This window comes from Egicoccus halophilus (assembly GCF_004300825.1).
Lineage (GTDB): Bacteria > Actinomycetota > Nitriliruptoria > Nitriliruptorales > Nitriliruptoraceae > Egicoccus > Egicoccus halophilus.
In genome coordinates, this window is the sequence record NZ_CP036250.1 from 3,220,737 (window position 1) to 3,246,002 (window position 25,266).

25 protein-coding genes, 2 tRNA genes and 1 pseudogene are annotated in these 25,266 nt (G+C 73.5%); 17 read left to right on the forward strand and 11 right to left on the reverse strand.

Features of this window, described 5'->3' with window-relative positions; all coding sequences use genetic code 11:
* Window positions 1-7 precede the first annotated feature (7 nt).
* From ectA to ELR47_RS14560, 3 genes are all read right to left on the reverse strand, one after another.
* Window positions 8-511, reverse strand: a complete 504-nt coding sequence (gene ectA / locus ELR47_RS14550; RefSeq protein WP_130650540.1) for a diaminobutyrate acetyltransferase — start codon at window positions 509-511, stop codon at window positions 8-10.
* A gap of 357 nt (window positions 512-868) precedes the next feature.
* Window positions 869-1,939 (reverse strand): D-alanine--D-alanine ligase family protein, encoded by a 1,071-nt coding sequence (locus ELR47_RS14555; protein ID WP_130650541.1) that lies wholly within the window; start codon window positions 1,937-1,939, stop codon window positions 869-871.
* Window positions 1,936-3,150 (reverse strand): trans-sulfuration enzyme family protein, encoded by a 1,215-nt coding sequence (locus tag ELR47_RS14560; protein ID WP_130650542.1) that lies wholly within the window; start codon window positions 3,148-3,150, stop codon window positions 1,936-1,938. The genes ELR47_RS14555 and ELR47_RS14560 overlap by 4 nt, the downstream gene beginning before the upstream one ends.
* 166 nt (window positions 3,151-3,316) lie before the next feature.
* Here ELR47_RS14560 and ELR47_RS14565 point away from each other — a divergent pair, with 166 nt between their 5' ends.
* Window positions 3,317-4,225, forward strand: coding sequence for an SDR family oxidoreductase (locus tag ELR47_RS14565; RefSeq protein ID WP_370469417.1), 909 nt, complete (start codon window positions 3,317-3,319; stop codon window positions 4,223-4,225).
* A gap of 62 nt (window positions 4,226-4,287) precedes the next feature.
* Here ELR47_RS14565 and ELR47_RS14570 read toward each other — a convergent pair whose 3' ends face one another.
* Window positions 4,288-5,277, reverse strand: a complete 990-nt coding sequence (locus tag ELR47_RS14570; protein WP_130650544.1) for an NAD(P)H-dependent glycerol-3-phosphate dehydrogenase — start codon at window positions 5,275-5,277, stop codon at window positions 4,288-4,290.
* A gap of 107 nt (window positions 5,278-5,384) precedes the next feature.
* Here ELR47_RS14570 and cofC point away from each other — a divergent pair, with 107 nt between their 5' ends.
* Complete coding sequence (gene cofC, locus ELR47_RS14575; protein ID WP_130650545.1) at window positions 5,385-6,029, forward strand: 2-phospho-L-lactate guanylyltransferase; 645 nt, start codon at window positions 5,385-5,387, stop codon at window positions 6,027-6,029.
* Between the two features lie 62 nt (window positions 6,030-6,091).
* Window positions 6,092-6,298 (forward strand): hypothetical protein, encoded by a 207-nt coding sequence (locus ELR47_RS14580; protein WP_130650546.1) that lies wholly within the window; start codon window positions 6,092-6,094, stop codon window positions 6,296-6,298.
* A gap of 168 nt (window positions 6,299-6,466) precedes the next feature.
* Here the strand turns inward: ELR47_RS14580 and ELR47_RS14585 are convergent, their stop codons facing one another.
* Entirely contained in the window at window positions 6,467-7,267 is an 801-nt protein-coding gene (locus ELR47_RS14585; protein ID WP_130650547.1) for a hypothetical protein, read from the reverse strand.
* Window positions 7,268-7,333: 66 nt separating this feature from the next.
* On the opposite strand from ELR47_RS14585, the gene ELR47_RS14590 reads away from it, so the two are divergent.
* Window positions 7,334-8,425, forward strand: a complete 1,092-nt coding sequence (locus ELR47_RS14590) for a GNAT family N-acetyltransferase (RefSeq protein WP_130650548.1) — start codon at window positions 7,334-7,336, stop codon at window positions 8,423-8,425.
* Window positions 8,426-8,501: 76 nt separating this feature from the next.
* Here the strand turns inward: ELR47_RS14590 and serB are convergent, their stop codons facing one another.
* The gene (gene serB / locus ELR47_RS14595) at window positions 8,502-9,734 is read right to left on the reverse strand and encodes a phosphoserine phosphatase SerB (protein WP_130650549.1); all 1,233 of its coding nucleotides are present in this window, start codon (window positions 9,732-9,734) and stop codon (window positions 8,502-8,504) included.
* A 92-nt stretch (window positions 9,735-9,826) separates the two neighbouring features.
* Between serB and dapC the strand changes: the two genes are divergently transcribed.
* Window positions 9,827-11,005: a succinyldiaminopimelate transaminase gene (dapC, locus tag ELR47_RS14600; protein WP_130650550.1), complete on the forward strand. Its 1,179-nt coding sequence runs from the start codon at window positions 9,827-9,829 to the stop codon at window positions 11,003-11,005.
* 2 nt (window positions 11,006-11,007) lie between these two features.
* Here the strand turns inward: dapC and ELR47_RS14605 are convergent, their stop codons facing one another.
* A complete protein-coding gene (locus ELR47_RS14605; protein WP_130650551.1) occupies window positions 11,008-12,012 on the reverse strand; it encodes a DUF368 domain-containing protein in 1,005 nt (334 codons plus the stop codon).
* Window positions 12,013-12,100: 88 nt separating this feature from the next.
* Window positions 12,101-12,862, reverse strand: coding sequence for a glycerophosphodiester phosphodiesterase family protein (locus tag ELR47_RS14610; RefSeq protein ID WP_205745281.1), 762 nt, complete (start codon window positions 12,860-12,862; stop codon window positions 12,101-12,103).
* 166 nt (window positions 12,863-13,028) lie between these two features.
* On the opposite strand from ELR47_RS14610, the gene ELR47_RS14615 reads away from it, so the two are divergent.
* From ELR47_RS14615 to ELR47_RS14665, 11 genes and pseudogenes are all read left to right on the forward strand, one after another.
* Entirely contained in the window at window positions 13,029-14,087 is a 1,059-nt protein-coding gene (locus ELR47_RS14615; RefSeq protein WP_130650552.1) for a DapH/DapD/GlmU-related protein, read from the forward strand.
* Window positions 14,088-14,095: 8 nt separating this feature from the next.
* Window positions 14,096-15,247, forward strand: coding sequence for a succinyl-diaminopimelate desuccinylase (gene dapE, locus ELR47_RS14620; protein ID WP_130650553.1), 1,152 nt, complete (start codon window positions 14,096-14,098; stop codon window positions 15,245-15,247).
* Window positions 15,244-15,939 carry a 2-phosphosulfolactate phosphatase gene (locus tag ELR47_RS14625; RefSeq protein WP_130650554.1) on the forward strand — a complete coding sequence of 232 codons (696 nt, stop codon included), beginning with the start codon at window positions 15,244-15,246 and terminating at the stop codon, window positions 15,937-15,939. Before dapE ends, ELR47_RS14625 begins: the two co-directional genes overlap by 4 nt.
* 31 nt (window positions 15,940-15,970) lie before the next feature.
* Window positions 15,971-17,518 (forward strand): ATP-dependent DNA ligase, encoded by a 1,548-nt coding sequence (locus ELR47_RS14630; protein WP_130650555.1) that lies wholly within the window; start codon window positions 15,971-15,973, stop codon window positions 17,516-17,518.
* Window positions 17,519-17,795: 277 nt separating this feature from the next.
* The gene (locus tag ELR47_RS14635; RefSeq protein WP_229730578.1) at window positions 17,796-18,764 is read left to right on the forward strand and encodes an ABC transporter substrate-binding protein; all 969 of its coding nucleotides are present in this window, start codon (window positions 17,796-17,798) and stop codon (window positions 18,762-18,764) included.
* A 50-nt stretch (window positions 18,765-18,814) separates the two neighbouring features.
* Window positions 18,815-19,615, forward strand: a complete 801-nt coding sequence (locus ELR47_RS14640; RefSeq protein ID WP_205745282.1) for an amino acid ABC transporter permease — start codon at window positions 18,815-18,817, stop codon at window positions 19,613-19,615.
* Window positions 19,615-20,361, forward strand: a complete 747-nt coding sequence (locus ELR47_RS14645) for an amino acid ABC transporter ATP-binding protein (RefSeq protein WP_130650557.1) — start codon at window positions 19,615-19,617, stop codon at window positions 20,359-20,361. The genes ELR47_RS14640 and ELR47_RS14645 overlap by 1 nt, the downstream gene beginning before the upstream one ends.
* A gap of 41 nt (window positions 20,362-20,402) precedes the next feature.
* Window positions 20,403-21,164 (forward strand): annotated as a pseudogene (locus ELR47_RS19420) (alpha/beta fold hydrolase).
* A 28-nt stretch (window positions 21,165-21,192) separates the two neighbouring features.
* Window positions 21,193-21,405: a hypothetical protein gene (locus tag ELR47_RS14655; protein WP_130650558.1), complete on the forward strand. Its 213-nt coding sequence runs from the start codon at window positions 21,193-21,195 to the stop codon at window positions 21,403-21,405.
* A gap of 120 nt (window positions 21,406-21,525) precedes the next feature.
* On the forward strand, window positions 21,526-21,771 hold the full coding sequence (locus tag ELR47_RS14660) for a DUF2630 family protein (protein ID WP_130650559.1): 246 nt from the start codon (window positions 21,526-21,528) through the stop codon (window positions 21,769-21,771).
* Window positions 21,772-22,303: 532 nt separating this feature from the next.
* Window positions 22,304-22,585: an HNH endonuclease gene (locus ELR47_RS14665; protein ID WP_205745284.1), complete on the forward strand. Its 282-nt coding sequence runs from the start codon at window positions 22,304-22,306 to the stop codon at window positions 22,583-22,585.
* A gap of 44 nt (window positions 22,586-22,629) precedes the next feature.
* On the opposite strand, the gene ELR47_RS14670 is transcribed toward ELR47_RS14665, so the two are convergent.
* The 3 genes from ELR47_RS14670 to ELR47_RS14680 all read right to left on the reverse strand — a co-directional run bounded on the left by ELR47_RS14670 (window position 22,630) and on the right by ELR47_RS14680 (window position 24,644).
* A tRNA-Glu gene (locus tag ELR47_RS14670) sits at window positions 22,630-22,702 on the reverse strand.
* Between the two features lie 88 nt (window positions 22,703-22,790).
* A tRNA-Gln gene (locus tag ELR47_RS14675) sits at window positions 22,791-22,862 on the reverse strand.
* A gap of 180 nt (window positions 22,863-23,042) precedes the next feature.
* Entirely contained in the window at window positions 23,043-24,644 is a 1,602-nt protein-coding gene (locus tag ELR47_RS14680) for a glutamate--tRNA ligase (RefSeq protein WP_165404109.1), read from the reverse strand.
* Between the two features lie 155 nt (window positions 24,645-24,799).
* On the opposite strand from ELR47_RS14680, the gene ELR47_RS14685 reads away from it, so the two are divergent.
* A complete protein-coding gene (locus ELR47_RS14685; RefSeq protein WP_130650561.1) occupies window positions 24,800-25,261 on the forward strand; it encodes a hypothetical protein in 462 nt (153 codons plus the stop codon).
* Window positions 25,262-25,266 lie beyond the last annotated feature (5 nt).

The following is a 25,266-nucleotide window of genomic DNA, read 5'->3' on the forward strand; positions in this document are numbered from 1 at the left end:
GGGGCGTTCAGCGCGGCGGCAACGGCCCGATGCGCAGCGCCAGCTCGGGCTCGTGCACGCCCGCCTCGGCCGGGAAGACCTCGGCGGGGAACCGCTCGTGCTCGTCGCAGCCGACGCCTCGGGCGTCGGCGTAGCCGCGGAACAGCGCCAGCGAGGCCGCGTTGGACGGCGTGACCGTGGCGGTCAGCCAGCGGCCGTCTCGGGTGCCCGGACGGGACAGGAACGCGTCGAGCAGACGGCGCCCGAGCCCGCGTCCGCGCTGGTCGGCGGCGACGGCGACCTGCCACACGAACGCGGCCTCGGGGTCGGTCGGCGGCCGGTAGCCGCCGACGAAACCGACGCGTCGGTCGGTCGCGTCCTCGGCGAGCACGGTCGTCGTCGCGAAGTCGGTGCACCACAGCAGGTAGGCGTAGGGCGAGTTCAGGTCCAGCGCGCCGCTGTCACGGGCCAATCGCCACACGTCCGCGGCGTCGGACGCCGCGGGGCCTCGGAACCGGATGGGATCGGACATGACGGCCGCCGGGGGAAACGCCGCCGGGTCCCCGGTCGCGCAGGGACCACGAGCCGGCGTCGGGGCCGCTCGGGCTGGCCCCACCAGCGTGGAGATCACCTCCCGCAAGGTTGCCGATCACGGCGCCACACCCGCCAGGTACCGGGGGTCGCCGTGCACGGGCACCGTACGCAGGTCCCCCCCGGCCGGCGCAAGCCCGGACCCGACACCGATCGGACGAGTCGCGCCCTTGCGATCCGTGCCGGTAGCCGACTATGCGGTCGCGGCGACCGCCCGTCCCGCTGCTGCGCGGACCACTCCACGGACCACGCCACGGCCCTTCCGGGTGCCTGCCGCTCCGGATCGCTCGCGAGCGACTCAGCCGCGCTCGAGCGCGAGGTCGAGCAGCCGGTCGACCAGCTGCGGGTACGCCAGGTCCTGGGCGTCCCACAGCCGCGGGAACATCGAGTTGGGGGTGAAGCCGGGGATCGTGTTGATCTCGTTGACCAACAGCTCACCGGCGTCGGTGAGGAAGAAGTCGACCCGGGCCATGCCGGCGCAGCCGATGGCCCGGTAGGCCTCGCGGGCGAGGTGGTCGATGCGCTCGGCCACGTCGGCAGGGACCTCGGCCGGGACCACCAGCTCCGACTCGTCGAGGTACTTGGCCTCGAAGTCGTAGAACTCGTGCGACGGGCGGATCTCCCCCGGCGCGGTCACGGCCAGCTCCTCGTTGCCCAGTACCCCGACCTCGAGCTCGCGGGGCGCGGCGAACCCCTGCTCGACGATCGCCACGTCGTCGTAGCGGTAGGCCTCCTCGAACGCGGCGGCCAGGCCGTCACGGTCGGCGACCCGGCCGATCCCGATCGACGAACCCTGCCGGGCCGGCTTGACGAACCAGGGGTAGGCGAGCTGGTCCTCGAGCGACGCCGCGACCAGCTGCGGGTCGGCGCTCCACCGGCGCCGGTGCACGCTCACGTAGGGCCCCTGCGGCAGGCCACGCGCCGCGAACGCCGCTTTCATCGCCCCCTTGTCGACCCCGATCGACGACGCGGTCACGTCGGCGCCGACGTAGGGAACCCCGACCGTGGCGAGCAGCCCCTGCACGGTGCCGTCCTCGCCCCAAGGGCCGTGCAGCACCGGGAACGCCACGTCGATCCGGCCGAGCACCCGGGCGGTGTCGTCACGCTCGTCGACCTCCACGAGGCGGGCGCCGTCGGCACCGCCGACGAGCGCGACCGTCGGACCGGCGTCGGCGACCTCGGGCAGCGCCCGGCCGGCGGCCGGTTGGACGACCCCGTCGGTCAACGTCCAGCGCCCGTCGCGGGTGATGCCCACCGGGACGATCTCGTACCGCTCGCGGTCCACCGCCGCGAGCACCGACCGCGCCGACAGACAGGACACCTCGTGCTCCGAGGACCGGCCCCCGAACAACAGCAGGACACGCTTCATCGGGAACCTCCCTCGGTGGCGGTCGCCAGGGCCTGACGTACGTCGGCGACCAGATCGTCCTCGTCCTCGATCCCGACCGCGAGCCGCACCGTTCCGGGCCCGAGACCGGCCGCAGCCAGCGCGGCGTCGTCGAGTTGACGGTGGCTGGTCGAGGCCGGATGGAGCACCAACGAGTGGGTGCCACCCAGCGACGCCGCCCGGGCGAACACCCGGCAGGCGTCGGCGAACACCTCGGCCGCCGCCCGGTGGGGCAGGTCGAACGACAACACCCCGCCGTAGCCGCGCCCGCCGAACAGCTCGCGCGACAACAGGTGGTGCGGATGATCCTCCAGGCCCGGATAGCGGACCGGACCGACGACACCGGTGGCCGACAGCGCGCGGGCGATCGCGAGCGCGTTCGCGCCCGCGGCCCGCATCCGCAGCGGCAGGGTCTGGATGCCGCGCACGACCAGCCAGGCCTCGAAGGGCCCCAGCGACCCCCCGAGCTCGAACACGTGCTCCCGGACCGCGGCGACCAGTGACTCGCTGCCGGCCACCACGCCCGCGACCACGTCACCGTGGCCGGCGAGGTACTTCGTCGCCGACTCGACCACCGCCGTCGCCCCCAACGTCAGGGGCCGGCACAGGAAGGGCGAGGCGAACGTGTTGTCGACGACCAGCGCGACCCCGCGTTCACGGCACACCGCCGCCATGCCGGCGAGGTCGGCGACCGCGGTCGACGGGTTCGCGATCGTCTCGACGTGCACGACCGTGTGCTCGTCGCGCAGCGCGGCACGCAACTGCTCGGCGGTGAGCAGGTCGGCGTGGTCGACCTCCCAGCCGGACTCGGCCGCCAACCGCCGCAGCAGCGCCCACGTGCCGCCGTACAACCGCGAGGTCGCCAGGATCCGGCCACGGCCCCGCAGTACCGACAGCACCGCGTGGATCGCGGCGGTCCCCGATGCCGACGCCCACGCCGCCGGAGCCTCGTGCAGCGAGGCGACCAGCCCGTGCAGCGTCGTCGCGGTCGGGTTGTCGTAGCGGCCGTAGGCGTAGCCGGGCGTCGCGTCGACCAGCAGGTCACCGACCTCGGCGGAGGTCGGGGTCGCCCAGGTCGCCGACGGCCAGATCGCCGGCGACACCGGCTGCTGCACCACCTCGGGGACGATCGTGGCACCGCGCACCGCACGGGTCGCGAAGCCGCCCTCGGGGCGAGGCAGGGACGGTTCCACGGCTTCTCGCCAGACGTCGGGGGCAGCAGGCCGCCGGCAGCCTAGCGACGGCCACCGGAACGGTTCCGTCGCCGCCGTCTCCCCTGGCTAGGGTGCGGCCCGATGAGCGAGGAACCGGTGGCCGCGGAGCGGTCACCCGGATCGAGGGAGTCTCCCCGTGGCCCAGATCGACTTCGACGGACGCGTCGCCATCGTCACCGGCGCCGGTGGCGGTCTCGGCCGCAGCCATGCGCTGCTGCTGGCCGGCCGGGGCGCCAAGGTGGTCGTCAACGACCTCGGCGGCAACCGTGCCGGGGAGGGCGGCGGCTCGGAGATGGCCGATGCCGTCGTCGACGAGATCCGCGCCACCGGTGGTGAGGCGGTCGCCAACTACGACGGCGTGCACACCTGGGAGGGCGGCCAGGCCATCGTCCAGTCCGCCATCGACGCGTTCGGGCGCGTCGACGTCGTCGTCAACAACGCCGGCATCCTGCGCGACGTCTCGTTCGCCAAGCTCGAGCAGGACCAGCTCGACCTGGTGCTCAAGGTCCACCTCTACGGCGGCTTCCACGTCGCCCGCGCCGCCTGGCCGCACCTGCGCGAACAGGGCTACGGCCGCATCGTCAACACCACCTCCGGGTCCGGGCTGTACGGCAACTTCGGTCAGTCCAACTACTCGGCGGCCAAGCTCGGCCTGGTCGGCCTGACCCGCACGCTGGCGATCGAGGGCGCCAAGTACGGCATCACTGCCAACGTCATCGCCCCCGTCGCCGCCTCGCGCATGACCGAGGACATCATGCCGCCGCAGCTGCTGGAGCGGCTCGAGCCCGACTACGTCTCGCCGCTGGTGGCCTACCTCGCCGCCGAGGCCTGCACCGACACCGGACGCATCTACTCGGTCGGCGGGGGCTACATGGCCCGCGTCGCCATCCTCGAGGGCGAGGGCGCCACCTTCGACAGCGTGCCGTCACCCGACGAGGTCGCCGACGCCTGGGACCGCATCCAGCAGGTCGGACCCGACGCGGCCGAGTTCACGCAGGGCGTGATGGAGCAGACCGGCAAGATCGTGCAGGCGCTGGGCATCGACGTCGGCTGACCCCGCCGCCGACCGACCCGAACGAGCGGCCGCGCCCGGCGCGGCCGCTCGTCGCGTCACCGTCAGAGCCCGTACAGCTCCGGCTTGGCCGAACGCTGCAGCAACCCGTCGACGAGCTCGCTCGGGTGGTGCCCCGCATGACAGACGGCGACCACGCCCTGGGTGATCGGCATCTCCACCCCGGCCCGCTCGGCCAGTCCGAGGATCGCCCGCGACGACTTCACGCCCTCGGCGACCATGTTCATCGACGCGACCACCTCGTCGAGACGCTCGCCGCGACCGAGTCGGTCCCCCACGGTCCGGTTGCGCGACTTCGGCGACGTGCAGGTGGCCACCAGGTCACCGACGCCCGCCAGGCCCGAGAACGTCAGCGCCTGCCCGCCCAGCGCCGCGCCCAACCGCACCATCTCGGCCAGCCCGCGGGTGATCACCGCCGCCATCGTGTTGTCCCCGAACCCCAACCCGTGGGCCATGCCGGCCGCCAGGGCGATCACGTTCTTCACCGCGCCGCCGACCTCGACCCCCGTCTGGTCCGGGTTGGTGTAGACCCGGAAGTAGGGCGCCATCACCGCCCGCTGCACGCGCTCCGTGCGCGCCTCGACCGACCCGGCCGCCACCGTCGCCGCCGGCAGCCGTTGGGCACACTCGCTGGCCAGGTTCGGGCCCGACACGACCACGACCCGGGCCGGATCGCAGTCCAGCGACTCGGACACCAACTGGCTGCCGAAGCGCAGGGTCTCGACGTCGACCCCCTTGATCAGGCTCACCAGCGTCGCGTCGCGGGGGATGGCCGGCCCCCAGGCGGCCAGTTGCGCCTCGATGCCGACCGACGGGACCGCCAGCACCACCACGTCGGCACCGTCGAGCGCCCGCTCCGGATCCACCGTCGCCTCGAGCGCGTCCGGCAACCGGGTCTCGGGAAGGTAGGCGCCGTTGGTGTGCTGTTCGCAGATCTCCGTCGCGATCTCCTCGCGGCGCGCCCACAGCGTCGTCGGCTCCCCCGCGTCCACACACATCACGCCGAAGGCGGTGCCCCACGAGCCGGCACCCATCACCGCGGTCCTGCCCACGAAGACGCTCTCCCGTCGTCGTCGATGCCGCACCGACCCGCCATGCCGGGCGACCTGCGTCCGAACCCTACCTCGCTAGGCTCCCACCGATGTCCCCGCCCACCGTCGCGCTCGTCCCCCTCCGCGCCCCCGGCACGGGCAAGACCCGCCTGGCCGCGACGCTGAGCCCGCAGCAACGGGCGGCGCTGGCCGGTGCCATGCTCGCCGACGTCTGCGCCACCCTCGCCGCTGCACCCGTCGACCGGCTCCTGGTGGTGGCCGGCGGGGATGCCGCCGCAGCCGCCGCGTCCGCACTCGGCGCCGAGGTCGTCCACGATCCGCCCGGCACCCGAGGGCTCGACGCCGCGTTGCGTCATGCGCAGGGCGCCCTCGAGGGGAACCCGGCGCTGCTGGTCGTTCCCGCCGATCTGCCACGCCTCACCGTCGCCGACGTCCGCGCCGTCCTCGACGTCGACGCCGACGTCGTCGTCGCCCCCACCGACGACGGCGGGACCGGCGCGTTGCTGCGGCGCCCCGGCAGCATCCTGCCGACGGCCTACGGGCCGTTCTCCGCCCGGCGCCACCGTGCCGAGGCGCGCCGTCGCGGCCTCGACGTGGTCACCGTCCGGCGCGCCGGCTTCGCGGCCGACGTCGACACCGCCGGCGACCTGGAGTCGTTGGCCACCGGGCCGCTGGGTCCCGCCACCCGCGCCGTGCTCGTCGGCTGGTCACGGCGCGAGGCAGAAGCCGGTTGACGGCGCGTGCGCGGCTATCCTCGCCCGCCACACCGCACGCCAGCGCCAGGAGAGGGCCGGCCATGCCGCAGGGCACCGTCCGCAGCTACGACCCCGCGACCCGTACCGGCACGGTGCTCGACGACCGGCTGCGCGAGTACCGCTACGACCGGGAGACCTTCGACGCCTCCGGCCTGTTCGAGCTGCGCGTCGGACAGCGGATCCGCTTCGAGCTCCAGGGGGACGAGGACGATCCCCACCTCACCCGCCTCGGCATCGTGAGTCTGTAGCCGTTGCGGCCGCTTCCGTAGCGGCGGGGGCGCCGAACCGACCGGTCGCGAACACCGAACCGTCAGCGGCCGCCCACGCCACCGGCAACGCGCACACGGACGACGGCGAACCGCTTCCGTAGCGGCGGGGGCGCCGAACCGACCGGTCGCGAACACCGAACCGACCGGTCAGGCGTTGGCGGGCAGCTCGTCGAGGATCAGTGCCGTTCGCGCGAACAACCCCTGACCGTGGTCGACCCCGTTCTGGTCCGACCACTCGCGGGTCTCGTCCAGCGCCGCGCGCAGCACCGCGACCGCGTCGGGAGCCGTGGCCCCGTGCTCGGCCAGCGCCGCCGAGGCGACCTTGTCCGGGTCGGTCTCGATCAGCTCGCGAACGATCCGGTCCGGGTCCGGCTCGTCACGCCAGGCGAGTGCGCACGCGGCGGTGAAGGCCTCGGAGTCGAAGTCACCGTTTGAGGCGATCACGGCCAGGTGCATCAGGGCCTTCGCCGACAGCCGGTCCTCGTCCGCCACCGCCGCGACCAGCGGGGCGTACGGACCCAGCTCGTCCTCGCCGACCAACGGTGCGTGCAGGTGCAGGTACTTCACGCGCACCGGCAGGTTCTGGTGGACCTCGAGGTCGTCGGGCACGTCACCGTCCAGCCACTCCTTGAGCGGCTTGGCCTCGGCCCAGTACGTCTCCGGGTCGGCGGAGGCGCGCAGCGACGCCGGGGCGGCGAGCGTCTTGGCCGGGTCGACCGTGTAGCTGATCAGGCCTCGGCCGTACTCGTCGGCGGTGGCCTTGGCGTGGTCGAGCGACAGCCACGCGCTGACCCGCTTGCCGTGGGCGAAGGTGCCCGGCGCGGCCGCGTCGAACTCGCTGGGCGGGCCGTACAGGCCGGACAGGTCCGCGCGCGTACGCAGGCCGTCCTCCTCGATGAGGGGCAGTCGGCGGGTGGGGGTCAGGTGGTGGACGGCGACGCGGGGCACGACAGATGCGCTCCTGGCAGGGGCGGGTGACAGCTCCCGCAGGGTAGTCGCCCCTAGCATGGTCACGTGTCCGACGACCTGCCCACCCTCGCCCTCCCGACGCCGCCGGACGGGTTCTCGCTGCGGCGTGCGACCTGGGACGACGTGTTCGCCGTCGCCGGGCTGTACGCGGCGTGCTCGACCGCACGCATCGGCGGCGCCACGATCCGCCCCGCCGACCTGCGGGTCCGCTGGCTGGAACTGGGCGGCCCGCAGGACGTGCTGCTGGTGGAGCGTCCGGGCGAGGCCGCTCCGCTGGTCGCGGCGCTCGAGTTCCAGGTCGACGTCGACCCGTGGACCGACGAACTGGACCTGCACGTCGAGGGTGCCGTCCGTCCCGACTGGGAGGGACACGGGCTGGCGAGCTACCTCCTCGACCACGCCGAGGACCGCGCCCGCCACGAGGCCTGGGCCGCAGGACAGGCGACCGCCGTGCTGCGCACGACCGTCGTCGACGGCGACGCCCGTGCGCGGGCCTTCTACGCCGCCCGGGGGTTCGTGCCGGTCCGCCACCTGCTCGAGCTGCGCCTGGACCTGCACGCCGCCCCGCCGGCACCCGACTGGCCCGACGGCGTGCGCTGCCGGCCCTTCGTGCCGGGCCGCGACGACGCCGCCGTGTGGGGCGTCCACCTGGACGCGTTCGCCGACAACCCGGAGTTCCTGCCCCTCGAGCTCGACGAGTGGGTCGAGTCCCACGTGCGGCGCGACCCGGGGCTCGACCCCTCGCTCGTGCTGGTCGCCGAGGCCGCGCCGGGCCTGGGCGTCACCGACGACGGCCCCCTCGACCGTCCGAGCGTGATCGGGTTCGCCTGGTGCCGCGCGGGTGCCCAGGGCGCCGCCGAGGAAGGCTGGATCCGCGACCTCGCGGTCGCCCCGGCCTGGCAGGGCCACGGCGTGGGCATGGCGCTGCTGCGGGCGGCGTTCGCGGCCTTCCGTCAGCGCGGACTCACCGGCGTACGCCTCGAGGTGGACGACGTCTCGCTCGACGGAGCGGTGCAGCTCTACCGCCGTGCCGGTATGCGCATCTCCCGGCGGACCGACGTGCTGGAGCAGTTGCTGGTCGCCGACGCCCCGGTCGACGACCCCGACCCTCCCCCCGAGCTGCCCCCGGCCGCCTGACGCGCTCGCCCGCCGCCGGGTTTCCGCCCGGCCCGCGCCCACCGCCCCCGGCAGCAGGAACCGACGGCAACTCGACTCAGACCGGTGGGGTCCCGGGGACGGGGATGAGGCCGTCACGGACGAGGCCGGGATCCTTCTCGTCCGCGGCCTCGACCTCCTCGCGCCGGATCCCGAGCAGGAACAGGATCGCGTCGAGGTACGGGACGGACACGGCGGTGTCGGCAGCGTCGCGCACGACGGGCTTGGCGTTGAAGGCGATCCCGAGCCCGGCGGTGGCGAGCATGTCGAGGTCGTTGGCGCCGTCGCCCACGGCCACGGTCTGCTCGAGCGGGATGTGCTCGGCCTCGGCGATGCGGCGCAGGACGGCCGCCTTGCCCGCACGGTCGACGACCTGGCCCACGACCCGTCCGGTGAGCACGCCGTCGACGATCTCGAGCTCGTTGGCGACGGCGTGGTCGAGGTCGAGGTCGCGGGCGAGTTCGTCGGTGACCGCCGTGAAGCCACCGGAGACGATCGCGACGGTGTAGCCGAGCCGCTTGAGGGTGCGCACGAAGGTCCGCGCGCCCGGGGTGAGTCGGAGCCGGTCGCGGACCTCGCCCAAAGCGGCGACGGGCGTTCCTGCCAGCTTCGCGACCCGTTCGCGCAGCGAGGCCTCGAAGTCGAGTTCCCCGTTCATCGCCCGCGCGGTGATGTCGGCGACCTCCTGCGCGCAGCCGGCGATGTCGGCGAGCAGCTCGATGACCTCGTCCTGGATGAGCGTGGAGTCGACGTCCATGATCACCAGGCGCTTGGCTCGCCGTTCGAGGCTCTCGCGCTGGATGGCGACGTCCACGCCGTGCCGTCGGGAGGCGGCCACGAGTGCGTGCCGCATCGTCTCGACGTCGCCGTCGACGACCACGAACTCGTAGGACACGACCGGGTAGCGCGACAGCCGCAGGATGCGGTCGATGTTCCCGCCGCCCTCGGCGATGGCGCCGGTCACGCCGGCCAGCGCCGCCGGCAGCAGCGTCTGTCCGATCACGGTGACCACGAAGCGTGGCTTGGTGGCCCGCTGCGAGGCCTCCTCGACCACCTCGAAGTCGAGTTGGAAGCCCTGTTCCCAACCGTGGAACAACAGGTCCTTGAGCGCGTTGTCCCCGGTGCTGACGCCGATCAGCAGGTCGAGGGTGAGGCGTTCGCGGACGACGACCTGCTCCATGTCGTAGAGGTGGGCACCGGTGTCGGCGAGCACCCCGAGCAGCCCCGTCGTGATGCCGGGGCGGTCGCGCCCCGTGCAGCGCACCAGGATCGTCCGAAGCGAGTCGTCCATCGCGGGAAGCCTACCGAGCGTCCGTCGACCTACCCTCCGGGCCCGACGCGCGCTCGCGCGGCAGAAGGTCCGCGACCGACAGGGAGGGGCCCATGGCCACCAGCAACCCGGCGCTCGACGAACTCGGCGGTTATCCGTTGGCGCGCCTGCAGGAGCTGGCCAACGCCCTGCGGGCCGACGGCGGGGTGCTGGCCGACTTCGCCATCGGCGATCCCGACGAGCCGACGCCGCCGTTCATCCGCGACGCGCTCGTCGACGCCGTGGGGCCGGTCAGCCGCTACCCCACCGCGGCCGGCCAACCGGCGTTGCGGACCGCGGTCGCCGGTTGGTTGCGCTCCCGCCACGGCGTCGAGGTGGACCCCGACGTGCACGTGCTGCCCTCGGCGGGCAGCAAGGAAGCCATCTTCCACCTCCCCCTGGCCGTGCTGGACCCGCACGGCGCGCGCCGTGGGGTGGTGTGGGGCGATCCGGGGTATCCGGTCTACGGCCGGGGCGCGCTGTTCGCCGGCGGCGTCTCCGACCCGGTGACGCTCACGGCCGCGGACGGTTGGCGGCTCGACCTCGGCACGCTCGACGCGGACCGCCTGCGGGCGGCGTGCCTCGCCTGGGTCAACTACCCCCACAACCCGACCGGGGCGAGCGTCGACGTCGACTACTACCGCGACCAGGTGGCGCACGCGCGGGAGCACGGCCTGCTGCTGGCCTCCGACGAGTGCTACCAGGAGATCTGGTTCGGCGAACGTCCCCCGCCGAGCGTGCTGGAAGCCTGCGACGGGGACTTCACCGACGTGTTGGCGTTCGTGTCGCTGTCCAAGCGCTCCGGGATGACCGGCTACCGCTCGGGCGCGATCGTGGGCGATCCGGAGCTGATCCGCCGGCTGCGCCTGCTGCGCCCGAACATCGGTACGGCGTCGCCGGACTTCGTGCAGGTCGCGGCCACGACGGCGTGGCGCGACCAGACCCACGTCGACGCACGCCGGGCCGTGTTCGCCGCCAAGCGCGACGTGGTGCTCGGCTTCCTGCGGGACGCAGGTATCGAGATCAGCGGGTCGGAGGCGACGTTCTACGTGTGGTTCCGGGCGCCGGGCGGAGACGATGCCGCCTACGCCGAGGCGCTGCTGGCCGAGCGCATCGTCGCCTCCCCCGGCCGCGCGTTCGGTCCGGCCGGGGCCGGCTGGCTGCGCCTGGCCCTGGTCCCGACGGTGCAGGGCTGCCGCGAGGCCGTCGACCGGTGGGCCGCGGCGATCGACGCCGGCCGCCTGCCCGTCTGAGCTCAGGTGTCCGCAGCGACGCGCCGGGCGAGGGCGCCGAAGAGGAGCACGGTCAGGAAGGCACCCACGGCGAGGCCGGCGGTCAGCGGCAGGTCGGCAGCGACGGGCGCCCCGATGGCGGGATCCCCCACGCCGGTGGCCGACGGCCACGGCCACAGCACCCGCGCAGAGCCGACCATCAGCCCGATCAGCCCGGCCAGGACGGCGTCGTGGTGACGACGCAGCAGCCAGTGCAGCAGGGTGGAGAAGGCGGCGAGGCCGACGACACCGCCGGCGGCGACCGCCAGCAGCGGCACCGGGTCGCGGGCACTGACCGCGCCGATGACGGGCTGATAGACGCCGAGGAGCACGAGCAGGAACGATCCGGAGACACCGGGCAGGATCATCGCGCAGATCGCGATCGAGCCGCACAGGAACAGGTAGGCCACGGACGGCTCGGCGACGACGCCGGCGGTGAACCCGAGACCGACCGCCGTGGCCACCGCGACGGCGAGGCCGAGCAGTGCGTGCATCGCGGACGGGGCGCGGATCTCCCGGAAGGCCAGCACCGTGGCGCCGAGCACCAGCCCGAGGAACACTGCCGAGAGTTGCACGGGACGCTGCTCGAGCAGCCGTTCGAGGGTGGCGGACAGCAGGGCGATCGCGCCGAGGATGCCGACCAGCAGGCTGACGACGAACCCCCATTCGATGGAGGTGAACGTCCGACCGGCCGCGGGCAGCTTCCCCCGCAGCAGCAGCGACAGGACCCCGGCGCCCTGGCGGACGTTGTCGATCAGCCGCTGGTAGATGCCCGTGACGAGCGCGACGGTGCCGCCCGAGAAGCCCGGGACGATGTCGGCCGAGCCCATGCCGAAGCCGATCAGCCCGATGGCGGCGAACTCGAACGGCCGACGTGGCGCGGTGTCGTCCCCGGCCGCCGGTGGCGGGGGCACGACGTTGCCGTCGGCGTCCGGGAGCGGCCCGAGGCCGTCGTCGGTGTCGGTGTCGGGCGGGGTGACTTCGTCCACGGTCGGTCCGGGCGCGTGAGCGGGCAGGCGGCGTCGCGCCGGTCGGGCCGGCACGACCGCTGCACGCTACCGGGGGCGCTCCGGGACGTCAGCCGGGCCAGGCGCCGCGAGCGCGCAGGACCTCGCGCAGGTCGCGGGTGCGGTCGCTGATCAGTCCGTCGACGCCCAGGTCGAGCAGTCGGTGCATCTCGGCCGGCTCGTTGACCGTCCAGACGTGCACCGGCAGGCCGGACCAGTGGGCGGCCGCGACGAACCGCCGGTCGACGACCGGCACGCGACCGGAACGGACCGGGACCTGCAGCACGTCGGCGTGCAACGGCACCCGCCGGCCCAGTCGGCACCACGACGCCCGGCGCAGCCGCCGGACCTCGTCAGGTCCGGCCGAGGTGCACAGCCGCTCCCCCAGGGCCGCCCGTGCCCGGGCCAGTCGGTCGTCGGAGAACGAACCGAGACACAACCGCTGCAGCAGGTCGTCGTCGCCACGCAGGCGTGCGACGAGCGGGTCGACCGCCAAGTCGTCCTTCACGTCGACGATCCAGCGCACCTGCGGGAAGGCGGCCATCGCCTCGTCGAAGCTGGCGACCGGTTCCCGGCTGGAGATCCGGGCGCGTGACACCTCGACCCAGTCGAGCCCGGCGATCGCCCCGACGGTGTCGGTGACCCGGTCCAGCGTCGGGTCGTGGTGCAGGACCGGTACCCCGTCGCGCGAGACGTGCACGTCGGTCTCCAGGCAGCGGTAGCCGAGGGCGACGGCGTCCTCGAACGCGGCCAGGCTGTTCTCCGCACCCACGTGGTCCCCGCCGCGGTGGGCGACGGCGACGGGCAGGTCGTCGAGGAAGGGATGCCGCACGCGCGGGGTGCCTCCTTGCGGTCGTCGCGAACCGTCGCTGCTGCCACTCGGTCGGGCTTGGCCCGGAGGCAGTCTGACACAGCCGTTAGGCTCGGCCCGACCCGCCCCACGCCCCACCCGGACCCGGTCCCACCCTGCTCCCGACCCGAGACCGCGAGGACCCCGCATGACGACGATCGCCGCCTTCGGCATCGGCCTGGCCACCATCTCGACCGCCGGTGAGGGCACCAAGGTGCTCGACACCTGGTACCCGCTGGTCAAGCTCGGCGACGCCCCGACGGCGGCGGCCGCGCTGGCGGCCGCCGTCGGCCACGAGGGCGGTGCCGGCACCGTCGTGCTCGACGACGCCACCGCGGAGGCGGTGACCGGGCAGCAGACCGTCTCCGACGCGGTGCGCAACGCCGTCGCGGCGGCCTCGGTGACCCCGCCGGTCGACACCCGCACGCAGCGACGTGCCGTGGTGACCTTCCTGGAGTCGCTCGAGGCACCCCCGGTGGACGCCTCCGACGTCTACCTGCGGCTGCACCTGCTCTCGCACCGGCTCGTGCGTCCGCACGACGCCTCGCTCGAGGGTGCGTTCGGGCTGCTCAACAACGTGGTGTGGACCGACCTCGGCCCGTGCGACCCGGACGGGTTCACCGATCTGCGGTTGTCGCTCGAGGCCCGCGGCCACCGGGTCCGGGTGAGCAGCGTGGACAAGTTCCCGCGCATGACCGACTACGTCGTGCCCTCCGGGGTGCGGATCGGTGACGCCGACCGGGTCCGGCTCGGCGCCCACCTCGCCGCAGGCACCACCGTGATGCACGAAGGCTTCGTCAACTTCAACGCCGGCACGCTCGGCGCGTCGATGGTCGAGGGGCGCATCTCCGCCGGGGTCGTGCTCGGCGACGGTTCCGACCTCGGCGGCAGCGCCTCGGTGATGGGCACGCTCTCGGGCGGCGGCAAGGAGGTCATCTCGATCGGTGAACAGTGCCTGATCGGCGCGAACGCCGGCATCGGGATCTCGCTCGGTGACCGGTGCGTCGTCGAGGCCGGGCTGTACGTGACCGCCGGCACCAAGGTCACCCTCCCCGACGGGTCGGTGGTCAAGGCCAAGGAGTTGTCCGGTCAGGACGGCCTGCTGTTCCTGCGCGACTCGGTCACCGGCGCCGTGCTGGTCCGGCAGCGCGCGGGCGAGTCGGCCGACTGGGGCGGGCTCAACGCCGCCCTGCACGCCAACGACTGAGGCCGACGATGAGCGCCGGCACCGGCACCGACCTGTCCGCCTCCACCCGCGACGACCTCGTCGGCCGCCTGCTCGAGCACTGTGCGCAGGTGTGCACGACCGGCGACGAGGGACCGATCGCCGACACGGTGGTGGCCCGCTACACCGAGCTCGGGGAGGAGGTCCTGCGCGTCGGGCACTCGGTGGTCGTCGACGGCCGCCGGGGCGAGCCGGCACGACCGTTGGTGCTGCTCGTCGGCCACCTCGACGTGGTCCCGCCCACCGACGCCGACCTCGAACCCCGCGTCGAGTCCCGCGACGGGGCCGAGGTGGTCGTGGCGCGCGGCGCGTCGGACATGAAGGCCGGCAACGTGCTCGCGATGGCGGCCTTCGAGGACCACGACCTGCGCGAGGCGTCGCCCTACGACCTGGCGCTGGTGCTCTACGCCGGTGAGGAGGGTGCGGCCGACGCCAACGAGTTGCGCGAGGTGCTCGCCGAGGTGCCCTGGCTGCGCGGGGCGGCGTTGGCGATCGTGCTCGAGCCGACCGACGGCGAGGTACAGCTCGGCTGCCTCGGCGGCCTGCACGCGGTGCTGACCTTCGAGGGGCAGCAGGCCCACTCCGCCCGCCCCTGGCACGGCCGCAACGCGCTCACCATGGCCGGGGAGTTCCTGGCCGAGCTCGACCGTGACCACGTGCGCGACGTGGAGGTCGACGGCATCGCCTACCGCGACGTCTGGTCGGCGACCCAGGCCTGGACCCCTGGGCTCGAGCCCGGTCCGCGTCCGGCGTCGTCCCCGGTCCGCAACGTGGTCCCGGGCACATTCATGGTGAACGTCAATTTCCGCTTCGCCCCGTCGCGCGGGGTCGAGCAGGCCGAGGCGGAGCTGCGGGAGCGGGTCGACGGACGCGCGTCGGTGGAGGTCGTCGACCGCTCCCCCGAGGCGCCGCCGCGGCTCTCGGACCCGATCGTCCAGGCCTTCGTCCGCCGTGTCGACGCGCCGGTGGCGGCCAAGCAGGCCTGGACCGACGTGGCCCGCTTCGCCGAGGTCGGGGTCCCGGCACTCAACTACGGGCCCGGACTGACCGGGCAGGCCCACCAGCGCGGCGAGTACGTGCCCGTCGACGCGCTGGTGGCGGCCGACGTGCGCCTGCGGGCGTTCCTGCAGGCCCCGGCATGACGCGGGCCCGCTTCGTCGACCTCGACGCCGCGGCCCCCGACGACGCCGTGGTCGTGATCGACGTGCTACGCGCCTTCACGACGGTGCCCTGGGCACTGCACCGCGGCGTGACCCGGGTGTTGGCGGTCGACACGCCGCAGCGGGCACGGGCGTTGCGGAACCGTCCCGAGCTCGGCGAGGTGGTCCTCGCCGGCGAGGAGGGCGGCCGGCCGTTGGACGGCTTCGACCTGGGCAACTCGCCCAGCGAGGTGTCCCGGACGGACCTGACCGGCCGCACCCTGGTGCACCGCACGTCCGCCGGGACCCAGGGACTGTGGCGCTGTCAGGACAGCCCGCTGCTGTTCGCCGCGTCGTTCGTCACGGCCGGGGCGACCGCCCGACGGTTGCGTGCCGCTGGCGTCGGACAGGTCACCTACGTCGTGACCGGCGCGTCGCTGGGACGCGACGGTGACGAGGACCTCGCCGCGGCCGAACTGATCGCCGCGCGGGTCGCCGGCGACGACCCCGATCCGCGCCCCTTCCTCGCCCGGGTGCCCACCAGCGACGCCGGTCGCCGCTTCGTCGACCCGCAGGGCCCCGACTGGCTGCCCGCCGTCGACGTCGAGCTGGCCTGCGAGCTCGACCGCTTCGACCTGGCCCTGCTCGCCCGTCCGGCCGCCGATCTGGCGGCGATCGAGGTGGGCGCCGGCTAGACCTGCCCCCGTGGCGGCGAGAGGTGGGGCGGTGCTGTTCTCGGAGCTGGTGGCCGTGTCGGCCGAGGTCGGCGCGACCCGCAGCCGCAAGGCGAAGACGGCCCTGCTGACGGCGGCGCTGCGGCGTCTGGCGGGCGACGAACTGGCCGCCGGGGTCGCGTTCCTGTCGGGCGAACCGCGTCAGGACCGGCTCGATCTCGGTCCTTCCGCCGTGGGTGGTGTCGAGGTCGCCGCGGCGGACACGGCCACCCTGACGGTCCGTGAGGTCGACGACGTCCTGCAACGGATCGCCGACGTGGCGGCCGGCACCGGTTCGCGGGCACGCCGGCTCGCGCTGCTGCGCGACCTGCTCGGCCGCGCCACCGCCGACGAGCAGGACTACCTGCGGCGGCTGGTGCTGCGTGAGCTGCGCCAGGGCGCGCTGGCGGGCGTGCTCACCCCGGCGATCGCGACCACGGCCGACGTGCCCGAGGCGGCCGTGCGACGCGCGGCGATGCTGACCGGTGACCTGCGCCGGACGGCGGTGGCGGCCCTGACCGGCGGTGCCGACGCCCTGGCCCGGTTCGGGCTCGAGATCGGCACGCCGCTGCAGCCGATGCTGGCGCGGACGGCGACGTCGGTCGCCGAGGCCGTGGGCGAGCTCGGCGAGGTCGTCGTCGACGCGAAGCTCGACGGCGCCCGCGTGCAGGTCCACCGCGACGGGGACCGGGTGCGGGTGTTCACCCGCAACCGGCTCGAGGTGACCTCCCGGGTGCCGGAGGTGGTGGCCGTGGCCCGGTCCCTCCCGCTGCAGGCGGTGGTGCTCGACGGGGAGACGCTCGCCCTCGACGGGCAGGGCCGGCCGCGCGCCTTCCAGGACACGATGCAGCGCTTCGGACGCGAACACGACCTCGAGGCGGCATCGGCGGACGTGCCGTTGCAGGTGCGCTTCTTCGACGTGCTGCACCTCGACGGCCGCGACGTGCTCGACCTGCCGCTGCGCGACCGGCTGGAGGTGCTGGCGCGGGCGGTGCCCGCGGCCCTGCGCATCGACCAGCTCGTCACCTCGGACGCCGCGGACGCCCAGGCGTTCCTGCGCGCGACACTCGAGGCGGGGCACGAGGGCGTGATGGTCAAGGACCTCGACGCGCCCTACGAGGCCGGCCGACGTGGTGCCGCCTGGCGCAAGGTCAAGCCGGTGCACACCCTCGAGCTGGTGGTGCTCGCCGCCGAGTGGGGCTCGGGTCGTCGACGCGGTTGGCTGTCCAACCTCCACCTCGGGGCCTACGACCCGGACACCGACGGCTTCGTCATGCTCGGCAAGACGTTCAAGGGGCTCACCGACGAGCTGCTGGGCTGGCAGACCGAGCAGCTGCTGGCGCGACAGACCACGCGGGACGGACCGGTCGTGCACGTGCGCCCGGAACTGGTGGTGGAGATCGCCCTCGACGGGCTGGTGCGCTCGCCGAGGTACCCCGCCGGGCTGGCGATGCGCTTCGCCCGCGTTCGGGGGTACCGACCCGACAAGGCGCCGCGGCAGGCCGACACCATCGCCACGGTGCGGGCGCTGCACGCCGGGGAACTGCCGCCGCCGATCTGACCTGGTCCGCCGCGCGAAGGGTGCCGGTGTCCGGACGCATCCGAACGGCGGCGGTGCCGGGCGGCTGCCGCCGGGGGGATCGGCACGTTTTCCTTGCCGCCGTTGCCTCCCCCGCGGCGCGGTCGGGCTAGCGTCCGCGGCTCGGTCGTCGGATGTCAGGTGTCGGGTCCAGTCCCGTCGCGACCGTTCCCCGCAGGTGCCCGGGCGACCGGACGTGCGGACAGGCGCCCCGTCATCGCGGGCCGCCTCCCTTGCCCAGGAGGAGACACACGTGAGCATGCGCACGAGCGCTGCCGGACTGGCGGTCCTCGCACTGACGGTCGGTGCGTGCGGTGGGGACACGACCGACGAGACGGCGACCACCGAGACCACGCAGACCACCGGGGACTCGGCGCCGGACGACGCCGCGACCGACGACGCCACGACCGACGACGCCGCGAGCGACGACGCCACCGGCGACACGGCCGACGACGCGGTCGCCGGTGCCGACCCGTCCACCTGCGGCCCACAGGACCCCGACCTGCAGCAGCCGGGCCGGTTGACCGTCGCGACCGGCGAGCCGGTGTTCCCGCCCTGGATGCTCGACGACGACCCGTCCAGCGGCGAGGGCTTCGAGAGCGCGGTCGTGTACGCGCTGGCCGAGGAACTCGGGTTCGCCGACGACGAGGTCGACTGGGTCCGCACCGGGTTCGACGAGGCGATCGCGCCGGGCGAGAAGGCCTACGACTTCAACATCCAGCAGTACTCGATCACCGAGGAACGCGAGCAGGTCGTCGACTTCTCCGTCCCCTACTACGAGGTCGAGAAGTCGCTGGTCACGCTCGCCGACAGCGACGCGGCGACCGCCCGCTCGCTCGACGACCTCGACGACGTCCGCTTCGGTGCCGTCGTCGGCACGACCGACCTCGCCTACATCGAGGACGTCGTCGGCGCGCAGGACGTGGCCGTCTACGACGACCAGGCCGGCGTGTTCCAGGCCCTGCAGGGTGGCCAGATCGACGCGACCGTGTTCGGTCTGCCGGGTGCCCTGTTCGTCACCGCCGTCCAGGTCGAGGGGTCCGTCATCGCCGGCATCCTGCCGGGCGAGCCGATGGACGACGGCCTCGGGCTGCTGTTCGCCGACGGCAACCCGCTGGTCGGGTGCGTCGACGAGGCCCTCGAGTCGCTGCGCGACGACGGCACGCTCGACGAGCTCGCCGACGAGTGGCTGGCCGGCGGTGGTGACATCCCGACGCTGACCGAGTGATCCCACCCCGCCCTGCCGCGCCGGCGCCCCCGCCGGCGCGGCAGCGTGCGGTGACCCGTGAGAGCGTCCGCCCGCTGCTCGTCGGCGGCGTGAGCACGACCGCGGTCCTGGCGCTGCTCGGCTGGTGGGTGACCACCTCGCCGCAGTGGCCCCGCATCCAGGCCCAGTTCTTCGACCCGGACGCCATGCGGGCGGCGTTCCCCCGCGTGCTCGACGGCTTCTGGCTCAACCTGCGCATCTTCGCGGTCGCGCAGGTCGCCATCCTCGTGCTCGCGTTGCTGGTGGCCGTGGTGCGGTCGCTCACGGGGCCGGTCGCCGCGCCGCTGCGGCTGGGCGCGGTCGTGTTCGTCGACCTGCTGCGCGGCGTGCCCTCGCTGCTGCTCATCCTGCTGTTCGGCTTCGGCATCCCGGCGCTGCAACTGCCGGGGCTCAGCCGCAGCAGCTTGTTCTGGGGCACCGTGGCGCTGGTGCTGAGCTACTCGGCCTACACCGCCGAGGTCTACCGCTCCGGCATGGACGCCGTGCACGGCGGACAACGGGCCGCCGCCAAGGCACTGGGGCTCTCGCAGTGGCAGACGCTGCGGTTCGCGATCGTCCCGCAGGCGATCCGCAACGTCACCCCGGCGCTGCTCAACGGCGCCGTCTCGCTGCAGAAGGACGTCGTGCTGCTGAGCGTCATCGGTGTGCGCGAGGCCGTCCGCGAGGCCCAGATCTACACGTCGAGCACGTTCAACTACTCGAGCTACCTGGTCGCCGCGGGACTGTTCCTGCTCGCCAGCGTGCCGCTCGCACGGTTCACCGACTACTACGCCCGGCGTGACATGCAGCGCCGGCTGCAACGGACGTTCTGATGCGCCCCCGCGTCGAGGTGCAGCGTCTGACCAAGTACTACGGCGACCGCCTGGTGCTCGACCAGGTCGACCTGGCCGTGGCCCAGCACGAGGTGGTGTGCCTGATCGGCGCCTCCGGTTCGGGCAAGTCGACCCTGCTGCGCTGCGTCGCACGGCTGGTCGACCACGACCACGGCTCGGTGTTGCTCGACGGCGTGCCGCTCGAGACCGGGGAGCTGTCCGAGCGCGAGCTGCGCAAGCGGGTGGGCATCGTCTTCCAGTCCTACAACCTGTTCCCCCACCTGACCGTGCTCGACAACGTGACCCTGGCCCCCCGCAAGGTGCACCGGGTGGGGCGCCGGCAGGCCGAGGCCCGCGCGCACGAACTGCTCGAGCTGTTCGGCATGGGCGGGTTCGCCGACAGCTATCCGGACCGGCTCTCGGGCGGACAGCAGCAGCGGGTCGCGATCGTGCGGGCCATGGCGACCGACCCGGACGTGCTGCTGCTCGACGAGGTCACCGCCGCGCTCGACCCGGAGCTGATCGGTGGCGTGCTGGCCGTCATCCGCGACCTCAAGGACCGCGGCATGACCATGCTGATCGTCACCCACGAGATGGGCTTCGCCCGCGACGTCGCCGACCGGGTCGCGTTCCTCGACGAGGGGCGCATCTGCGAGCTCTCCCCACCCGAGCAGCTGTTCACCGCCCCCGAGCACCCCCGGACGCGGCAGTTCCTGCAGCGCATCATCGAGTCCGGCCGGTTGTGAGGCGCTAGCGTCGACCGCGGACGTCGGCGGGGAGAGGTCGCATGCCGCGGTACCCGGCGATCGAGCCGTACGACCACGGATGGCTGCCGGTCGGGAACGGCCACGAGGTGTACTGGGAGAGTGCGGCACGCCCGCGGGCATCCCGGCGGTCGTCGTCCACGGCGGCCCCGGGTCGGGCTGCGGACCGGGCTGGCGCCAGTTCTTCGACCCGGAGCGCTACCGCGTCGTGCTGTTCGACCAGCGTGGCTGCGGCCGCTCGCGGCCCCATGCCGGGCAGGACGTCGCGGGACTCCGAGCGAACACGACCGACCAGCTGCTCGATGACCTGGAGCGACTGCGCGACCACCTCGGCGTCGACCGTTGGGTGCTGCTCGGCGCGTCCTGGGGTTCGACACTGGGCCTGGCCTACGCCGTCCGTCATCCCGAGCGGGTGCGGGCGGCCGTGCTGTTCGCCGTCACCAGCGGCCGGCACGGCGAGGTCGACTGGGTGACCGGCGGGGTCGGCGCCTTCTTCCCCGAGGCACGCGAGCAGCAGCTGGCCGCGCTGCCCGAAGCACTGCGTGACCAGGACACCGTCACGGGTGCTGCTCGATGGTGCGCGCGCGCTCGGTCGGGTGCCCGCGGTGCCGATCCACGGGACCCTGGACCTGCAGGCGCCGCTCGACAACGCCTGGCAACTGCACCGGGCCTGGCCGGGCAGCGACCTGCGCGTCGTGGACCGGGGCGGGCACGGCCGCGGTCTCGACGAGGCGGTCGTCGAGGCGCTCGACCGATTCGCCGGAGCGTCCGAGGTGCGACGGTAGTCACGCACGCGAACCGACCGGATGGGACATGGGGCTGGACGACGACCCGTTCGACTGGCAGCTGACCCGCGACGGGCGCGTGCTGGTGTTCCGCGGCGGACGGCAGGTCGCCGTCGTGGCCGGACGCCGTGCCGAACGGCTGCGCAGCCGCCTCGAGGGCGATCCGGACACCGCGCAGCACGCCCTCGCGCGGGTCACGGGCAACTACCGCCGCGGCAACGAACGCCCCGGCCGTCCCTGACCGGGCGGCGGGGTGGTGGATCAGGTCGACCGAGGAGGCCGTACCCACGGCGGCGTCGGTGGCGCGCACGCAGGCCCCCGACGCGGTTGCGTCGCAGGGAGACCTCGACAGGAGCACCGCATGAGCGACGAACAGCGCGACGAACAGGCGATCGTCGACCACATCGACGAACTCGTGGCCGAGCAGGACCGGTTGCGCGACGGCGACACGTCCGCCGAGGACCGCGCCCGACTCGACGAGATCGAAACCGAGCTCAACCAGCACTGGGACCTGCTACGCCAGCGCCGCGCCGCCAAGGAGTTCGACGAGGATCCCGACGAGGCCGAGGTCCGCGACCCCGAGACGGTGGACAACTACCTCAACTGACGCCGGCCACGTCGGCGGGACGCCGGGCCGTCCCCGGTCCGCGACCATCGGGGACGGTCGCGGTCCGGGTCGCCTGGCAGACTGCCGGTGGGCCGCCGACCGGCGGCCGGACGATCCGTGGGGGCGGGTCAGGACCCGAGGTGGGATGCCGAGAGGACGACTGCGACCGCACGACCTACGCCCGCGGCTGGTGCGCGATGCACTACAAGCGTTGGCTGCGCACCGGCAGCCCCATCCGCGGCGAACGGTTGTCCATCTGCAGCGTCGAAGGTTGTCACGGCGAGGCCAAGACGCGTGGCTGGTGTCATGCGCACTACCAGCGCTGGCGGGCAACCGGGGACGTACAGGCCCACGTTCCCGTCCGCCGTGCGGGCCGGTGCTCGGTCGACGGCTGTGACCGACAGCGATACGCCCGCGGGCTGTGCAACACGCACTACCGCCGCCTGTTGAACACCGGCGACGCGAAGCCGGACCAACCGATCCGCATCGTGACCGGCCAGGGCTCCTCCACCACGGCTACTGGGTGGTTCCCGTGGCGCCCGACGAGCGTTGGCTGACCTCTGGGGAGACCAAGGTCGGTGAGCATCGGCTCGTCATGGCTCGAGCGCTCGGCCGACCGCTGTTCCCAGACGAAACGGTCCACCACCGCAACGGTGTCCGGACCGACAACCAGCTCGAGAACCTCGAGTTGTGGAGCAGCGCCCACCCGCAGGGGCAACGAGCGGAGGACAAGGTCGCGTTCGCGCGCGCGATCCTGGCGCGGTACGCGCCGGAACTGCTGGCCGAGCCGGAACCGCGCGAGGAACAGAAATGAGGGCCCACGAATGTGGGCCCTCATTTCATGTTCTGCGTTTCACGTACCCCCGACCAGATTTGAACTGGCGTTACCGCCTTGAGAGGGCGGCGTCCTAGGCCGCTAGACGACGGGGGCCGGACGTTGCCTCACCTGAGGTGAGGCGGGCGGAGACTAACCGAAGTCGGTCACCGGGTCGAACTGGCGCCGGAGCGCCCTCGACCAGCTCGGGGGGAAGGACTCGAACCCTCAATAACTGGACCAGAACCAGTCGTGTTACCGATTACACCACCCCCGAAAGGGCTCGGCACCGGCGTGGCGGTCGATCCCGCGTCGGGGTCCCGATCTGGTGCTCGGGTGACGTGGGCCGCCGTGGTCGGTGCGCGGTCGCGAAGGGTACGCGGCCGGGTGCGTCGGCGCAAAGCGCCACCCTCGGCGGCCGGCGCGCGCACGCCCCGACCGCCGCGGTCGCGTCCCGTCAGCGTTCGCCGCGGGCGTCCCGGGCCACCGGCAGCGCGGCCTCGAGGCGGGCCAGCGTGCGCTGGCGCCCCAGCAACTCGATCGACTCGAACAGCGGCGGACTCACCGACGAGCCGGTCACCGCCACCCGGATCGGCTGTGCGACCTTGCCGAAGCCGATGCCCAGCTCCTCGGGCAACCCGCGCAACGCCGACTCGATGGCCTCGACGTCGAAGTCGACGTTGGCCAGCACCCGCCCGGCGGCCTCGATCGCCTCGACCGAGCCCGCCTTGCCGAACACCTTGGTCACGCTGTCGGCCTCGAAGTCGACCGCCTCGCGCAGGAAGGCCGGCGCGTAGCGCTGCACCTCGTCGAGACGCTGCATGCGCTCCTGCACCAGCGGCACGAGCCCGCGCAGCACCGCCACCTGCTGCTCGCTCGGCGGCGTGTCGACCAGCGCCTCGTCACCGTAGGTGCCGTCGAGGAAGGGCACCAGCCGCTCGGCGAGCTCGTCGGGGTCCAGGTCGCGGATGCGCTCGCCGTTGAAGGCGGTCAGTTTGTCGACGTCGAACGCCGCCGCCGAACGTCCGACCGCGGCGAGTTCGAACTCGGCCACGAGCTCGTCGTCGTCCAGACGCTCGCGACCGTCCTTGGGGGCCCAACCCAGCAGGGCGAGGTAGTTGCGCAACGTCTCGGGCAGGAACCCCTGCCGGGCGAACTCCTGGATCGACACCGACCCGTGTCGCTTGGACAGCTTCTTGCGGTCCATGCCGACCACCATCGGCAGGTGGGCGAAGGCCTGCGGGCGCGTCCAGGACGGGTCCCGTGCCGGCAGCCCCACCTCGGCCAGGGCGGCGTCGAGGATCGTCGACCCCTCGCCGTCGTCGGCGGTCAGCAACTCGTGCAGCAGCACCTGGCGCGGGGTGACCGACAGCAGGTCCTCGCCGCGACAGATCAGCGTGATGCCCTGGGCGAGGTCGTCGACGGAGTTCGCCAGGGGGTAGGTCGCGCTGCCGTCGGAGCGGGCGATCACCGGGTCGGAGATCTGTGCCCAGTCCCAGCGCACCTCGCCGCGCACGAGGTCGTCGACCGCGACCGTCCCGGACTCCGGGGTGCGCAGTCGCAGCGACGCCGGGCGCCCCTCGGCGGCGAACCGCTCGAGCTCCTCGGGGGTGTGCTCGAACCTGGACGCCTTGACGACCGGCGGGCCCTCGCCCTGGCCGGCCCGCTGCGCCTCCCGCCACGCCTCGAGCTCCTCGGCGGTGCGATGGTCACGGTAGGTCGCACCCGCGGCCTCCAGGCGTCGGGCGACCGCGCCGTACAGCGCGGTCCGCTCCGACTGCCGGTACGGGCCGTACTCGCCGCGGGTGACGAAACCGTCGCCGGCGAGCTCGGGGCCCTCGTCGTGGGCGAGCCCGATCCAGGCCATCGCCTCCATCATCGAGCGCATCGACTCCTCGGTCGCCCGCGAGGCATCGGTGTCCTCGATGCGGAACACGAACGTGCCGCCGTGCCGGCGGGCGTGGAGGTGGTTGTAGAGGGCGGCGCGGACGCTGCCGACGTGAAGCCAACCGGAGGGGGCAGGGCAGAAGCGGACGCGCGGGGCGGGAGCGGAAGACACGACGGCAGGACCTCGAGGTCGCACGGTGGCGAAAGGGACGGGGCGCCGATGGTAGGGCCGAGCTCGGCAGGTTCGGGACCTTGGACCCTGGGTCACCCGACCACGAGGGTCCTACCGTCGGGAACGAGCCGTCGTCCACGCCGGGAGAGCCACCGATGAGCGCCGTGACCCGCCGTTGCCACGTGTGCATCCCCGCTCGGGACCTGTGGGCACGACTCGTCGACGTCGAAGGGCTGGTCGTCGAGGACCACGAGCTCGACCTGGTCGAACTCGACGGGTCCGGTGCCCTCGAGCCGGGCGCCCGGATGGTGCTCAGCCGCCGACAGGGGCAGCGGCTGACCACCTACGACGTGCACGTGCTGGACGTGGTCGAGCAGGAGCTGCTGCGCCTGTCGGTGGAGACGGGACGGGACGCCTGGCTGGTCGAGGCGCGACTGCGCCGGAACGCCGAGGGCACCGCGATGTCGGTCACGGCCGACCTCGACCCGTCCCGCACGCCGCAGGCGGTCCTGCACGGCCTGACACGCCCGCTGGACCTCGGCCTGTACACGGCCATCGACGACCTGCTCGACCGGTGGGTCCACCGGGCGTGCCAGGCGCTCGCGGCCGCGACCTGACGCCG

Coding starts and splice junctions, on each gene's coding strand:
- ectA (WP_130650540.1), bottom strand. CDS start 511: ATGTCCGATCCCATCCGGTTCCGAGGCCCCGCGGCGTCCGACGCCGCG.
- ELR47_RS14555 (WP_130650541.1), bottom strand. CDS start 1,939: ATGAAGCGTGTCCTGCTGTTGTTCGGGGGCCGGTCCTCGGAGCACGAG.
- ELR47_RS14570 (WP_130650544.1), bottom strand. CDS start 5,277: ATGGGTGCCGGCTCGTGGGGCACCGCCTTCGGCGTGATGTGTGTGGAC.
- cofC (WP_130650545.1), top strand. CDS start 5,385: ATGTCCCCGCCCACCGTCGCGCTCGTCCCCCTCCGCGCCCCCGGCACG.
- ELR47_RS14580 (WP_130650546.1), top strand. CDS start 6,092: ATGCCGCAGGGCACCGTCCGCAGCTACGACCCCGCGACCCGTACCGGC.
- serB (WP_130650549.1), bottom strand. CDS start 9,734: ATGGACGACTCGCTTCGGACGATCCTGGTGCGCTGCACGGGGCGCGAC.
- dapC (WP_130650550.1), top strand. CDS start 9,827: ATGGCCACCAGCAACCCGGCGCTCGACGAACTCGGCGGTTATCCGTTG.
- ELR47_RS14615 (WP_130650552.1), top strand. CDS start 13,029: ATGACGACGATCGCCGCCTTCGGCATCGGCCTGGCCACCATCTCGACC.
- dapE (WP_130650553.1), top strand. CDS start 14,096: ATGAGCGCCGGCACCGGCACCGACCTGTCCGCCTCCACCCGCGACGAC.
- ELR47_RS14625 (WP_130650554.1), top strand. CDS start 15,244: ATGACGCGGGCCCGCTTCGTCGACCTCGACGCCGCGGCCCCCGACGAC.
- ELR47_RS14635 (WP_229730578.1), top strand. CDS start 17,796: ATGCGCACGAGCGCTGCCGGACTGGCGGTCCTCGCACTGACGGTCGGT.
- ELR47_RS14645 (WP_130650557.1), top strand. CDS start 19,615: ATGCGCCCCCGCGTCGAGGTGCAGCGTCTGACCAAGTACTACGGCGAC.
- ELR47_RS14655 (WP_130650558.1), top strand. CDS start 21,193: ATGGGGCTGGACGACGACCCGTTCGACTGGCAGCTGACCCGCGACGGG.
- ELR47_RS14660 (WP_130650559.1), top strand. CDS start 21,526: ATGAGCGACGAACAGCGCGACGAACAGGCGATCGTCGACCACATCGAC.
- ELR47_RS14685 (WP_130650561.1), top strand. CDS start 24,800: ATGAGCGCCGTGACCCGCCGTTGCCACGTGTGCATCCCCGCTCGGGAC.